Annotated in this window: 12 protein-coding genes; 3 read left to right on the plus strand and 9 right to left on the minus strand. The window is 61.5% G+C overall.

Going from position 1 to position 13,672, the window contains the following annotated elements; genetic code table 11:
- Positions 1-10: 10 nt before the first annotated feature.
- Both ACEN84_RS24975 and ACEN84_RS24980 read left to right on the plus strand, forming a co-directional pair.
- Positions 11-1,447 carry a M81 family metallopeptidase gene (locus ACEN84_RS24975; protein ID WP_413712059.1) on the plus strand — a complete coding sequence of 479 codons (1,437 nt, stop codon included), beginning with the start codon at positions 11-13 and terminating at the stop codon, positions 1,445-1,447.
- An 81-nt stretch (positions 1,448-1,528) separates the two neighbouring features.
- On the plus strand, positions 1,529-2,731 hold the full coding sequence (locus ACEN84_RS24980; RefSeq protein WP_413712060.1) for an MFS transporter: 1,203 nt from the start codon (positions 1,529-1,531) through the stop codon (positions 2,729-2,731).
- A 124-nt stretch (positions 2,732-2,855) separates the two neighbouring features.
- Here ACEN84_RS24980 and repC read toward each other — a convergent pair whose 3' ends face one another.
- The 4 genes from repC to ACEN84_RS25000 all read right to left on the minus strand — a co-directional run bounded on the left by repC (position 2,856) and on the right by ACEN84_RS25000 (position 8,015).
- Positions 2,856-4,142, minus strand: coding sequence for a plasmid replication protein RepC (repC, locus tag ACEN84_RS24985; RefSeq protein ID WP_413712061.1), 1,287 nt, complete (start codon positions 4,140-4,142; stop codon positions 2,856-2,858).
- A 151-nt stretch (positions 4,143-4,293) separates the two neighbouring features.
- Positions 4,294-5,337 (minus strand): plasmid partitioning protein RepB, encoded by a 1,044-nt coding sequence (gene repB, locus ACEN84_RS24990; RefSeq protein WP_413712062.1) that lies wholly within the window; start codon positions 5,335-5,337, stop codon positions 4,294-4,296.
- 51 nt (positions 5,338-5,388) lie between these two features.
- Positions 5,389-6,603 (minus strand): plasmid partitioning protein RepA, encoded by a 1,215-nt coding sequence (repA, locus tag ACEN84_RS24995; protein WP_112714731.1) that lies wholly within the window; start codon positions 6,601-6,603, stop codon positions 5,389-5,391.
- Between the two features lie 512 nt (positions 6,604-7,115).
- On the minus strand, positions 7,116-8,015 hold the full coding sequence (locus tag ACEN84_RS25000; protein ID WP_413712063.1) for a quinone oxidoreductase family protein: 900 nt from the start codon (positions 8,013-8,015) through the stop codon (positions 7,116-7,118).
- Positions 8,016-8,228: 213 nt separating this feature from the next.
- On the opposite strand from ACEN84_RS25000, the gene ACEN84_RS25005 reads away from it, so the two are divergent.
- A complete protein-coding gene (locus ACEN84_RS25005) occupies positions 8,229-8,885 on the plus strand; it encodes a TetR family transcriptional regulator (RefSeq protein ID WP_130280475.1) in 657 nt (218 codons plus the stop codon).
- 26 nt (positions 8,886-8,911) lie between these two features.
- On the opposite strand, the gene ACEN84_RS25010 is transcribed toward ACEN84_RS25005, so the two are convergent.
- The 5 genes from ACEN84_RS25010 to ACEN84_RS25030 all read right to left on the minus strand — a co-directional run bounded on the left by ACEN84_RS25010 (position 8,912) and on the right by ACEN84_RS25030 (position 13,672).
- The gene (locus ACEN84_RS25010; protein WP_199625671.1) at positions 8,912-9,595 is read right to left on the minus strand and encodes an ABC transporter permease; all 684 of its coding nucleotides are present in this window, start codon (positions 9,593-9,595) and stop codon (positions 8,912-8,914) included.
- Between the two features lie 3 nt (positions 9,596-9,598).
- Complete coding sequence (locus ACEN84_RS25015) at positions 9,599-10,270, minus strand: ABC transporter permease (protein WP_413712064.1); 672 nt, start codon at positions 10,268-10,270, stop codon at positions 9,599-9,601.
- Positions 10,263-11,633, minus strand: a complete 1,371-nt coding sequence (locus tag ACEN84_RS25020) for a M20/M25/M40 family metallo-hydrolase (protein WP_413712065.1) — start codon at positions 11,631-11,633, stop codon at positions 10,263-10,265. The genes ACEN84_RS25015 and ACEN84_RS25020 overlap by 8 nt, the downstream gene beginning before the upstream one ends.
- 47 nt (positions 11,634-11,680) lie before the next feature.
- A complete protein-coding gene (locus tag ACEN84_RS25025; protein WP_413712066.1) occupies positions 11,681-12,460 on the minus strand; it encodes a transporter substrate-binding domain-containing protein in 780 nt (259 codons plus the stop codon).
- A gap of 78 nt (positions 12,461-12,538) precedes the next feature.
- Positions 12,539-13,672 carry an aminotransferase gene (locus tag ACEN84_RS25030; protein WP_112714741.1) on the minus strand — a complete coding sequence of 378 codons (1,134 nt, stop codon included), beginning with the start codon at positions 13,670-13,672 and terminating at the stop codon, positions 12,539-12,541.

Genomic DNA, 13,672 nt, shown 5'->3' on the forward strand with positions numbered 1-13,672 from the left:
GGAGGAAGCGATGCGGATCGCGATCGGCGGGCTCCATACCGAATGCAGCACCTATTCGCCGGTGCTGATGTCGGTCGACGATTTCAGGGTGTTGCGCGGGGAGGAACTTCTCCGCGCACCGCAGTTCGATTTTCTCGATGGCAGCGCCGCCGAGCTTTCGCCGCTGCTTCACGCCCGCGCTGTCCCCGGCGGCCCCGTCTCGCGCGTCGCCTATGAAAGCTTCAAGGCCGAGTTTATCGAACGGCTGAAGGCGGCGCTGCCGCTCGACGGGCTCTATCTTGCGATGCATGGTGCCGTGAATGTCGAGGGCATGGACGACGCCGAGGGCGACTGGATCTCGGCGCCGCGCGATGTTGTCGGCGACGCCTGCATTGTCGCGGCGAGTTATGACCTGCACGGCAATGTCAGCCAGCGCATCATCGACCAGCTCGACATCTTCGCCGCCTATCGCACGGCGCCACATATCGATGTGCGCGAGACGATGGTCCGCGCCTGGTCGATGCTTCTGGAAGCGCTGAGGACCGGAAAGCGGCCGGGCGTCGCATGGGCGCCGGTTCCGGTTCTCTGGCCGGGTGAGCGGACCTCGACCGAAGACGAGCCTGCCAAAAGCCTTTACGCCAAGCTGCCCGACCACGATGCAATAGCTGGCGTTCTCGATGCCAATCTGATGATCGGCTATGTCTGGGCCGACGAGCCTCGGGCGACGGCTTGCGCGGTTGCGACCGGCACCGACAAGGACGCGGTGTTGACTGCAGTAAACCGCATCGCCCAATCCTATTGGGACGCGCGGTCCGATTTCCGCTTTGGTCCGGTGACCGGTCCGCTGGGCGAGATGCTCGATATTGCCGGAAAATCCGCGACAGCGCCCGTCATTCTCGCCGATTCCGCCGATAATCCGACCGGCGGCGGCGTTGGCGACCGTGCCGATGTACTGAGCGCCGTCCTCGCCCGCGGTTTCGACGATGCCCTCTTTGCCGGCATTACCGATCGCCTGGCCGTCGACGCCTGCTTTGCGGCGGGCAAGGGTGCGCGAATAGCGCTTTCCGTCGGCGGCAGTCTCGATCCGTCGAGCGCGCCCGTCAGTTTCGACGCCGAAGTCGTGACGCTCCACGATCCCGGCTCCGCTGCCGAGCGTGAAGCCGTGGTCAGAACCGGTGGTGTAAGCGTCGTGCTCGCGGCGCGCCGCCGCCCCTATCACAACATCGCCGATTTCACCCAGCTTGGCCTCGATCCGAAAGCAGTGCGGTTGCTCGTCGTCAAATCCGGATATCTCTCCCCCGAGCTGGCGCCGATCGCCAACCCGAACCTGATGGCCTTGACCGAGGGTGTGGTCGGCCAGGACATCGAAAATCTGATAAGTCTGCGGCGCAGCCGTCCGGCCTTTCCCTTCGACAAGAATTTCAGCTACACGCCGCAGGCGCGCCTTTCCTCCCGCTGGCGCGACTGAAACCGATCTGCCGCGATCCGAGTGCGGATGGGATCTTCCTCCCCGTCCGCCTCGGCGCGCCTCTAGCCTCGAACGACGACAATGAAACGCCTGATCCCCGACGTCTTCCGCAACCCGGCTATCCGGGTGAGCATGATTGCCATCTTCACCTTTGGCTTTGCCGGAGCCACGACCTCGCCCTACCAGTCCGTCGTCGGCATCCGCGAGCTCGGCCTGTCGAACGCGCTCTACTCGGCGCTGATCTTTGCCGCAGCCACGGTGAACGTCATCGTCAGCATCCTGCTCGGCAATCTGGCGGACCGGCTCGGCGAATATCGGACGATGATGCTGGTTGCGGCGGTCTTTGGGATTATCGGTTACGGCGCGATCTTCGTCTTTCCGACGCAGGAGATCTTCGTTCTCAGCGCCCTGCTCCTGCTTCCCGTTTATGGCTCTCTGAACTCGCTGCTCTTCGCCAATGTTCGTTCCGCGACGGGAAAGATGGAGCGTAGCGAAGTCGCGACCGTCAATTCCGGCGTCCGCGCGATGATCTCGCTCTCCTGGGTGCTGGTTCCCGGATTGACCGGCATCCTGCTGTCCGGTTCGCCGACCATGCTGCCCGCCTATCTCTTTGCCTGCATTTCCTGCCTGGTCTGTCTCGGGCTGATCGGCCTCTTCCTGCCGCGGCAAAGCGGAACCGATCGCGCTGCCACCCATCACCTCTCCTATCTCGCAGCCCTCGGCCAGGTGATCTCGCCGAAGATCTTTGGACGCGTCGTCGCCATTGCGTTGATCAGCAGCACGCTTCATGTCAACGGCGCCATCCTGCCGCTGGTGGTGACCGGTGCCGCGCATGGGACGGTTGCCGATGTCGGTATTCTCGTCGGCATCGTCGCCTTTCTCGAAGTCGTCTTCATCATCATCTGGTCGCGCATGCTGCGGGTCATCAGCCAGCTCAAGGCACTGGCGGCCGGCGCCGTGATCTACGCCGTCTACCTGCTGCTTCTCGCCGTCGCCTACGAACCGTGGCATGTCTATGCCCTCACCCTCATCAGCGGCATCGGTGCCGCAGCCCTGATCAGCATTCCGATCACCTATCTCCAGGACCTGATCGCTGAACGACCCGGCCTCGGAAGCGCACTGATCTCGGTCAACATCTTCCTCAGCGCCGGTTTGAGCGCCCTGCTCTTCGCTGCCGGCACCGCCGTGACCACCTATTCCGGGACCGCGCTGGTCGGCGCCTTGTCCGGCCTGATCGGCACCGGCTGGCTGCTCTATCTCGATGGAAACAGACGCAGCCTCTAGAAGCCTGAATTTATTGGATTTCTTCGGTTTTGATCACTCCGGTTGCGTTTTCAGCCGAACGAGATGCAATTGTTTCTATTCGGTTTTCTTTTCGCAACGGAACTGAAAAGCAATTTTCTTTCCCTCAGTTCGGCGGAGGTGCATACGGTGCTGGTTGCGCGCCTCTCTCACCGGAAACCGAGTTCCGCCTCAGAGCCGCCAGCATTGGCCACGCATTGAACCGTCCCTGCTCCGCAAGCCGTGCCAGAGAACGCAGATATCCGCCGGGTGACGTCACGCTCTCGCCTTTCTGAAGAATGCAGGCGACGACGGCAGCGGCATTTTGCGGTCCCATTGCCGCTGATGCTTGCCGATAGGCGGATGGTCCGATCTGCAGCATGGTGCTGACGAGCGTGGTGGCCTGAATGAGATCCTGCCAATTCCGCACTCTCGCATTCGGTCCGTAGAGGGCGATGTCGGGGCAATAATCGATGATGGTACTGAGAGACACAGAGCTGGGGATAACATTCTCTGCTGTAACGGAAGCGTCATCTTCGGCATGCATGGTGTTAGCGTGGTTGACGGAGTTTACGGTGGTAAACTCGATCTCTGCGCTTTCCGGCCGCGCTTCAGAATCAAGATAAGATTCGGATTCTGTTATCTGTATGTGCCGCTCATTTTGAGAGTCATTGGCGCTCGAATTTTCCGTTTTAACCTGTGTTTCCAGCCGCTTGAGGATTTCGGTGCGGAGATCTTCGAGTTCTGCCAGAACTGACGCGATCAGATGCGGCGGAGCGACCCGCGGAAGCTTGTTCAGGATTAGGTGAAAAGCTTCCTGGACGCGCCACCAATCACCTCCGGCTTCTTCGGTGATCGCAGCGCTAATCAGCTTGGAAATATCCCGGCGGCACAAGGTCAGCCGCTCCTTGATCAGCTGCACATGCAAGCGCTCGGCAGCGACCTTTTCCGCAAGACGCTCGATCTCGGCAGCACGCGCAAGCAATGGCGCCAGCGAAAATCCGTAGGCCTCGCTGATATCGCCCTGCCGGGTCTTGCGGGCATAGCGCTTGCCGTTCGGACTATCCTTGCGGATGACGAGACCTGCGGAAACGAGTGCGGCCATATGACGGCGAACCGTCGGCTCGGCCATGCCATGGCAGCGGATCGACAGCTGCGTATTGGAGGGAAAGACAACGAGATTGCGCTCGCTGGAGAGCTCGTTGTGGGGATAAAAAGATAAAAGCGCATTCAGCACGGCAAGCGCTCTGTCCGAAATATCGAGCAGAGGTTTGGCCTGGCAAAGGGCGCGATGGATTTTCCATTTGTCGACCGAAGGGCTTTCCTCGATCTTTTGTGCCTTGATCTGACTTGCGAGCAAGCCAAGCGTCATCGGCCGCCGCCCGAAAGGCGTCGTCACACGTCCGCTGTCCATTTTTCTTCGCCTTCTTCAAGGCAAAAGATATGGGCTCACCAAAAATAGGTGCCGAAGACTCTTGACTATGGGGAGTGGAAATGTGATTCTCTGGGTGTCTAGATCAGAGAGGGCTTCCACTACGGCAACGTTTTGGGGGCCTTTTCTTTTGCTATTGATCTCCGTTCTTTCCTGACAATTGATCCTTCTCGAACGCCTCAAAGAGACGATCCAGATTGTCTGCGATATAGGCGCCGAAGGCCGATGCCTTGGCTGCCTTCAGCGCGATCGTGAATTGCTTCCCGTCATTCTTGATCTTCGCCTTGACCGAGCCGTCGCGGCGCTGCCACTGCGTTACGGCAGCGGGTTCAGCATGCGTTGCGGCTGTCGAAGACGGCTTGCGGCTGAGGAATCCGGCAAGCAGATCAAAGCGGGTGTCGGGTTCCGCAGCGATGAAATCATCGGTCTCGACAAAGAGCTTGGCGCGCTCTGGCGCATTCTCTTCCTCGAACTTGACCGAGAGCTCATGCCAGCGGTCACGGCCAATCGCACGAGCCGCACCGATGGCTGAGAGCACATCGGCGGGAATGCGGCGGGTGACCGACAGCATCTTCGAGATCGTCGTCTTGTCAGCGCTGAGCGCCGACATGATGGTCTCGCGGTCGAAACCGAGCTTGTCGAGCTTATCGGCAAACATCGTACGTTCGATGAAGGAGAGATCGGCGCGGGCGGAGTTTTCCTGGCCCTGGGCGATGACGTGGTCGCGATCGTCGAGCTTCTTGACGACGGCGCGAACCGGCCGGCCAAGCTCTTTCGCAACGCGTGCGCGGCGATGGCCAAAGGCGATCTGATACTTGCCGTCTTTCTGCGGATGCGGACGCACGAGAATAGGGGAGTCCTGCCCGCGCGTACGGATCGCTTCCAGAAGCTCCTGGAACTGCTCGTCGGTCTGCACCAGGCGGTCGGCGACGAAGGAATCCTCGATCAGCGCCGTGTCGAGATCGATTACCGTCTCGCCATGCGCCAGCTTTTCTTCGATATCGCGTGCGGCATCGGCCCGGGCAGCCAGCGCATCGATGCTGCGCGTCACCGCGCCGAGCGCGCCAATACCCTTGAAGGTGATCTGCTTCTCGGCAGCCGAGTCGGGCTCGTTGTTTACGGCGGTAAACTTCTTGGAATCGTCCATCAGGCCCGAGAGGATGTTCTTACGTGCCATTTATCTCCCTCCGGCCCATCGATCTGGCTGCTGTGGTCAATTGCGCCCGGGTCATTTGCGGCCCCAGGCTTTGTGGATCAGATCGGCAATCTCACCATTGACGGCATCCATGGCCTCCATCGCGCGGTCATAGGTGGCGCGGGTAAAGGCGCTGCGCTCGACTTCGTAAAGCGTCTGGTTGGTCATCGCCGCATCCGAGATTGCCACGCTGCGCAGCATCGGATTGGTGAGCACGTGGTTGCGGAACATCGAGCGCATGAAGGCGACCATCTGCGTCTGCGGTCCGTCCTGCGGATCGTAGCGGGTCACGAGATAGCGCAGCCAGTCGAGGTTCATGTTGCCGCCGGCGCCCTTCAGCGTGTTCAGCACTTCGCCGAGCATCTGCAGGAACTGGCACATCGACATGACGTCGAGCATCTGCGGGTGAACCGTGATCAGAACCGCGGTCGCGCCGCAGATGGCGCTCATCGTCAGGAAGCCCAGCTGCGGCGGGCAGTCGATAACCACGACATCATAGTCATCGGCAACGGAGGACAGCGCCTCATCGAGACGGGCAAAGAAGATGCGGCCGTAATCGCTGGTCTTGCCCTGCGCTAGAACGCGCGGCGTATCATGCTCGAACTCCATGAGCTCGAGATTGCCGGGCACCAGATCAAGGTTCGGGAAATTGGTCTTGCGAATGATTTCCTTCAGCGGCCGCCGCTCGTCGTCATAACGGATCGCCGCATAGAGCGTCTCGTTCTCGTTGACGTCGAACTCCGGCTGGAAGCCATGGATCGCCGAAAGCGAAGCCTGCGGGTCGAGATCGACGGCAAGAACACGGTGGCCGGTGAGCGCCAGGTGCTGGGCGAGATGGGCGGCACTGGTGGTTTTGCCGCTACCGCCCTTGAAGTTGACGACGGCGACGACCTGTAGATGCTCGCTGCCCTTGCGGTGGGGAACATAGCGCGTGCCGCCGCGGGCGTTCTGATCCAGGAACTGGCGCATTTCGTCCATTTGCTCGGCCGTATAGGAACGGCGGCCCGATGACGTGACCTGGGGGAGGGGGCCCTTGCCCTCCAGCGACAGATTTCTCAAATAGCCGCTGGTGACGCCCAGAAAGCGCGCGGCCTCGGCGAGCTGAAACTCGCGCAGATCCTTCATCGCCCGCGGCGGGAACATTTCCAGACGATGCTGCTTCAGCTTGTCTGACAGTTCCTGGGCCTGAGCGATGATCAGCTGATCGACGTCAGAAATTGCCTTATCAATTGTCGTTGCCATATTCATGGAAATCTCGAAAATGCGATTTAAACGCCTTACGGGCTTTGAAAGCGCATTTAGCTCCGATTCTCATTTTCTTGCAAGGCAATTAGGGTTAACAGGGGCTTAACCCGCTTTCTTCGAGGCTTTTTTCACCGTGAAAATCGTCGCCGGCTAAGAATCGGCAGCGATTCAGCGGTCAATCCGGAGGCAGCATGGGCAGCGGAAGAAATGTGGCTCTTCATTTCCGTTTGAGAATGAAGGTTAACCATATCAGCGCATTAGCATCTGGCCGTTTTGGGTCCCGAAAGCCGCGAATCGAATCACATCCGCCAGCTGATGCCTCATTCTACACCGGATTTGTGCTGTTTGAGCAATGCGAAACACCCGCCAGCCACAGCTTTGCGAGGGGGATACCCGGTCGAGCGAGATCGGCGCGCGGCGCGAGCCGGACAGTGGTGTCGGAGCGCAGCGATCCAAGAAGCGTGCCGTGATGGTCGTGGCACGCTCCTCACTCTCTAACTCATGCACTTCGCAGATCAGCCGTCCGGCGTGAGCACGATCCGGCCGTTGAGTGCGCGACTCTCCATGCGCTCATGTGCGGTGACGGCTTTGCTGAAAGGCAGCACGTCGATTTCCATTTCGCCCAGGCCGTCCGCTGCGACCCTCAACGCCGCTTCCAATGCGGGGCGAATGGTGTGCGGATGTGTCGGCAGATAGGCGCCGGCATTGAAACCGGTCACCGAAACGCAACCGAGCCAAAGATCATTGGTCTTCACTTCGTGGCTCCAGTCGCCGCTGGCGTTGCCGGCAACGATGAGCCTGCTGCCCGGCCTCATCAATGCGAAGCTCTGGCTTCGGACCGCTCCGCCGACAGCGTCGACGACGACATCGAACTTCTCGTCCGCCAAGGCACTGGTCAGATCGGCTGAATCGACGATCCGGTCATAAGGCAGCTTCGTTCTGGCGGCGGCTTCGAGCTTGCTCGCGCGCACCGAGCCGACAACGCGCGAGGCGCCAAGTCGCTTGGCAATTCCCGGGAACGCCGCGGCAAATCCCCCGAGCGCGCCGTGGACGAGCACCGTCTCTCCCTCGGAGAGATGGGCGACACGAGTAAGGGCAACATGGGCCATTGCGGCGTTGGGAATGACGGAGACGGCAAGGGCCGGATCGATCGCATAGCCTTCGGTTGAAATGACAACGTGCGTCGGAGCGATATAGACGGATGCGTAGCCGCCCGTGCCCGTGCCGGACATTGCGACAACCTTCTCCCCAACGTTAAAGCCCGTCACGCCTTCACCAAGCGCCCGTATCGTTCCCGCCACTTCGAGCCCGGGGACAAACGGCGGCTGCGCCATGCCGGGCACATCCTTGAACTGGCCTTGGCGGAAGAGCAAGTCGATGAGGCCGACAGCGGCGTGGGTGACATCGATCGCCACCTGGCCCGGATCGGGCGCGGGATCAGGAAGATCAACCATCTTGAGAACGTTTGGATCACCGAAGCCAGTAGCTTGGACAGCCTTCACGGGAAATTTCCTTTTTACTCGACCATCATTAATAACGCACCTAATGATGCGTTAAATGCATTTAACGAACATTGCGATGTGTTACAAGGGGTGGCTCTCTCGTTTTGGATAGCGTAGGGAAGACGAATGAGAGAGAGAGCTCGGTCGATCGAAGACAAACAGCAGCGTTCGGAGGCTTTGCTTGATGCCGCCGAAGCTTTGGCTATTGAGCTCGGCGGCATCCGGTTCATCACCGTCGCTGCCGTGACCGAGCGCGTTGGGCTGCACCGTACGGGCGTGCTGCGATATTATGCGAGCAAAGAGGAACTGCTGCTCGAACTCGCCGAACGTGGTTGGCGGCGCTGGCGGGATGCGATCGTGGCCACACTTAGCGGCCGAGCTGGCTTGGGACCGGCGGAGATTGCTGGACTGTTCGTTGACACCATCACGTCCATGCCGGTCTTTTGCGACCTGCTGACCCATGTGACGCTCAGCCTTGAGGGGGACGTCGATATCGAGCGTGCTCGTCGTTACAAGACCAACGCCTTCGCCGCGCATGATGATATCGTCGCTGCGGTGGAGGGGGCGGGAAGCATGACCGGCGAGCAAATCGCGGGCCTTGTCGCTACGACACTAATGTTGGCCTCAGGTCTCTGGCAGGTGTCGCACCCGACACCGACGCTTGCGAGATTATATGCGCAGGAGCCGAGGTGGGGTCATGTCGCGCTCGATTTCGCGCCGCGCCTGCGCCAGCTATTACAGGCGACAGCGCTAGGGCTTGCGAGCGATACCGGAGCGGCCTGAAAGCGGCTCCGTTGTGATGACCGCCATCACCTTCCCGGAATCGCAACCTTCGCCTCGATCGCCCGGAAGATACGGCCGAAGACTGCGCCCATCAGCAGGTAGCAGGTGCCGGCGATCAGGAAGGTTTCGAAGGGGGCGTAGGTCTTGGCGACGAAGACGCGGGCGGCGCCGGTCATTTCCATGACGGTGACGGCGCTGGCGAGCGTCGATCCTTTCATCACCAGGATGAGCTCGTTGCCGAGTGCCGGGAGGATGGCGCGGTAGGCCTGTGGCAGGATCACCTTGATCAGCAGGATGCGGTGGTGAAGGCCGAGCGCCTTGCCCGCTTCCCATTGGCCTGCCGGTAGCTGGCGGATGGCGCCGGCAATCAGCTCGCCGGCATAGGCGGCCGAGTTCAGGCCGATCGCCAGGATGGCGCAATAGACGGGATTGCGCAGCAGCGGCCAGAAGATGCTGTGGCGCACGGCGTCGATCTGCCCGAGGCCGTAATAGATGATGAAGAGCTGGACGAGTAGCGGGCTGCCGCGCACCAGGAATGTATAGGTCGATAACGGCGCGCGGATCGCCTTCCGGTCCGAGGTCAGCGCCAGCGCGATCGGCAGGGCGAGCAGCTGGCCGAGCGCGAAGCTGGCGATGGTGATCAGGATCGTCAGAAGGAAGCCGTTCTTGACGGCCATGAAGGCGGGCAGGAAGAGATCGAAGGACAGCATGGCTTACCTCATATGCGGCGTCAGCCGCGTCTCGTAGGCCTTGAGCAGCAAGGTCGAGATCCCGGTCACGATGACGTAGAAGCCGGCGGCTGCGAGATAGAAGGCGAGCGGCTGGTGGGTCGCTCCTGCTGCCACCACCGATTTGCGCATCAGCTCCTCGAGGCCGATCACCGAAACGAGGGCGCTTTCCTTGAGGATGACCAGCCACTGGTTGGTGAGCCCCGGCAGCGCCTTCACCATCATCTGCGGCAGGACGACGAGCAGGAAGGCGCGCGGGCGGCGGAAGCCGAGCGAGAGTGCCGCCTCCCATTGTCCTTGCGCGACGCTCAGAAGCGCGCCGCGGAGGATCTCGGTGAGATAAGCGGCGGAGACGACCGAGAGCGAGGCGATGCCGGCGGTCAGCGCGTCGACCTCGACATAGCGGCCGGCAAGCTTGGTCAGCAGTACGGTGCCGCCGTAGAAGATCAGGAAGATTACCAGCAGTTCCGGAAGGCCGCGGATCAGTCCGACATAGCCCATGATGATCCGCCGGGTCAGCGAATTGCCATAGACGGCAGCGGGTGCCAGTACGGCGGCGATCAGGAAGCCGACGACGAAGCTGCCGAAGGCGACGATCAGCGTCGTCGTCAGCCCCTGCAGCAGTTGTCCTTGATATTGGTAGAGCGCCTCAAACATGCGGTTCTGCCTCCGGCGCCGATCCGAAGCGGCCGGCGAGTGCGGCAAAGAATTCCGCCGAGAAGCCGATCATGTTTTCGAAATGCGAGACGAGGATGTTTTCGTCGGGCGAGTGCAGCATGGCGCCATGATGCGTCAGCCCGGCGCCGAACAGGGTGGCGCCGAATTTGTGGATGAAGGGATGGGCAAGGCCGGATGCGGCCGAACTTGGCTGGATGATCGCCGGGCGGCCGAACCATTTCTCCAGCAGCTCGGCGCCGAGATCGACAGCCGCATGCGACGGATCGCTTCGGACCCCCAGCACTTCGGCATCGAGAACCTTCAGCGCGATATCGTCAAATCCTTTGGCGTCGAGATGGCGGCGCAGCAGCTCGGCGATCTCAACCGGGTTCTGGCCCGGCGCCAGGCGGAAGTCGAGTTTCGCCATGCCGGTGCAGGGCAGCACGGTCTTGGCGCCTTCGCCGTCATAGCCGCCGTGGAAGCCGTTGACGTTGAGGCAGGGCTCGAAATTCAGATGTTCATAGAAGGTCGCGGCATCGACGCCTTCGAGCAGCCGCCGTCCGCCGGTCTCCTCTTGCAGGCTTTCGAGCGGGAAGGGGGGCTTTGCGGCAAGCTCGCGGCTGCGCGGATCGGGCGCGATGACGCTGTCGTAGAAGCCGTCGATCAGGATACGCCCGGAGGCATCGCGCAGCGACGAGATCGCAGCAGCCAGACGCCAGAGCGGGTTGTCGAAGATGGCGCCGAGGCTGGAATGAAGATCGGCGCGCGCCGTGCGGCATTCGAGCTCGACGGCGAGGATGCCCTTGAAGCCCATCAGGATGATCGGGCGGCCGGATTTGTCGACCTCGCCATATTCCCACCAGCAGAGATCGGCCTTGGTATCGGGGAAGCGCTTGTCGAGGAAGCGGTTGAGCGACGGGCTGCCGATCTCCTCTTCGCCCTCGGCGATCCAGATCAGCTTGAAGGGCAGGGGGCCGGGATAGGTCTTGCGGAATTCGCGCCAGCCGGCGAGGCGGCTGACGAATTCACCCTTGTCGTCTGCCGAACCGCGGCCATAGAGGCGGCCGTCGCGTTCGGAGAGCGTGAAGGGCGGCGCGGTCCAGAGATCGACCGGATCTTCCGGCTGCACGTCGTAGTGATTATAGATCACCAGCGTGAAGAGGCCGTCGCCGGTTTCGCCGACCACGAAGGGGCCGACATCGCCGGCATGTTGTTCGGTGGCAAAACCCGCCTCGGTCAGCAGCCGTTCGATGCTGTCGGCGCAGGCTTCCATGCCTTCGCCACGGGCGCTGACGGACGGGATCGCGACGAGATCGGACAGGTCTTTGACGGCGGCGGCAAGAATGTCGGCGGGAATGCGCATAGTGTCTCCTGAAAACGGGAGGCGGGAATACCGCCTCCCGCCTGCCATCACTTCTTGGAGATGTCGTAGCCGAACCACTTTTCGGCGATGGTCTTGACCGTGCCGTCCTTCAGCATCGCATCGACAGCGCCATCGACCTTGGTCTTCAGCTCGGTCTTGCCCTTGCCCATGGCAACGCCCTGGCCCTTGCCGAATTCCGGGAAGTCGGCGCTGGTCAGCAGCGGGCCGGCATAGGCGAGCTTGTCGGCGCCGCGTTCCTTGATGAGCGGCTCCCAGGCGGAGCGTTCCATCAGGCCGGCGTCGATGCGGCCGGCAACGAGGTCGTCGGCGATCTGGTCGGGACGGTCGTAGACGCGCACGTCGGCATCCGGGAAGTGCGCGCGGATGACCTGCTCGTGGGTCGAGCCGGACTGTACGCCGATGGCAGCCTTGCCGAGCGCCTTGGCGAGATCGGCAGCGGACTTGGCGGAAGCGGCATCGCTGCCCGGAGCGGTGACGATGGCGTTCGGCGCATCAGCATAGGCAACCGAGAAGTCGACCTTCTGCGAGCGCTCGTCATTGATCGAGACGCCGGAGATGACGAGGTCGAACTTGCCGACCTGCAGGCCCGGCAGCAGGCCGTCATAGGCCTGGTTCTGCCAGTTGCAGGTTGCCGCGATGCGCTTGCAAATCTCGTCGCCGACATCCTTGTCGAAGCCGATGATGTTGCCGCCGGCATCGACGGATTCCCACGGCGGGTAGTCGGCGCTGGTGCCGATCCGCAGTTCGTCGGCCGAGGCGGCGCCGGCGAGCATCGAGAGAGCGAGTACGGTCAAAAGTCGTTTCATGAAATTCCCCTTTTGTTTGGAAACGGACTCAATCCGCCGCCCGGGACGGGCGGCAGGAATTCTTGGGATGGGTGGAGATCAGGCGGCCGAAGCGGCGGCTTCCTTCAGGAATTGCGAGATACGCTTCAGGCCTTCCTTCAGCACGTCTTCGCCATTGGTGTAGCCGATGCGCAGATAGCCCTCCATGTCCATGGCGCTGCCCGGCGTCAGCATCACGCCCTTCTGGTCGAGCAGACGCAGGCAGAATTCTTCGGAGGTGATCGGCAGGTCGTATTTCAGAAGCGCGGTCGTGCCGGATTTCGGCTTGATCCAGGAAATCAGCGGTTCGGCATCGACCCAGTCGGAGAGGATTGCCAGCGCCGAGCGGGTGATCTCGTGGCTGCGCTTCAGGATCTTGTCCTTGTTCTCCAGCGCGATCGCCGCGAAATGGTCGTCGAGACGGCCGACGCTGATCGTGTTGTAGTCGCGGTGGACGGAGACCGCGTGGATCAGCTCTTCCGGCGCGACGATCCAGCCGAGGCGCAGCCCCGCCAGCGAATAGGTCTTCGACATGCTGCCGGTGCTGATGCCCTTTTCGTAGAGATCGGCGATCGAGGCGGTCATGCCGTCTTCGCCTTGCTGATCCGTACCGCGATAGACTTCGTCGCAGAGGATCCAGGCGCCGCATGCACGGGCGATCTCGACGATTTTTTCGAGATAGGCGCGGTCCATCAGCGAACCGGTCGGATTGTTCGGGTTGTTGATGGCGATCAGCTTGGTGCCCGGCGTTGCCAGCTTTTTCAGCTCTTCGAGATCGGGCAGGAAGCCGGTCTTTTCGGTGAGCTTCAGGATCTGGATATCGGCGCCGATGCTTTCGGGGATCGAATAGTGCTGCTGATAGGTCGGCAGCACGGAGATGACGCGGTCGCCACGCTCGACGAGCGTCAGGTGAACGAGCGCATTGGCGCCGATCGCGCCATGGGTGATGACGGTGTTTTCGAGCTTCTGGTTTTCATAGAGACCGGCCACCAGATTGCGCAGGCGAACGCTGCCTTCGATCTCGCCATAGGTCAGCTTGAGCGGCAGCAGTTCGGCGGCGATGTCGGTCTTGCCCGCCATGTCGAGCAGTTCGGCGACGGTCAGGGATTCGACGCAGGTCTCGGCCAGATTGAGCTCGCACGTCGTCTCGTACTTGTTCATCCAGATTTCGACGCCGAAATTGCGGATCTTCAT

It is taken from the genome of Rhizobium sp. Rhizsp82, from assembly GCF_047325115.1.
Taxonomy (GTDB): domain Bacteria; phylum Pseudomonadota; class Alphaproteobacteria; order Rhizobiales; family Rhizobiaceae; genus Rhizobium.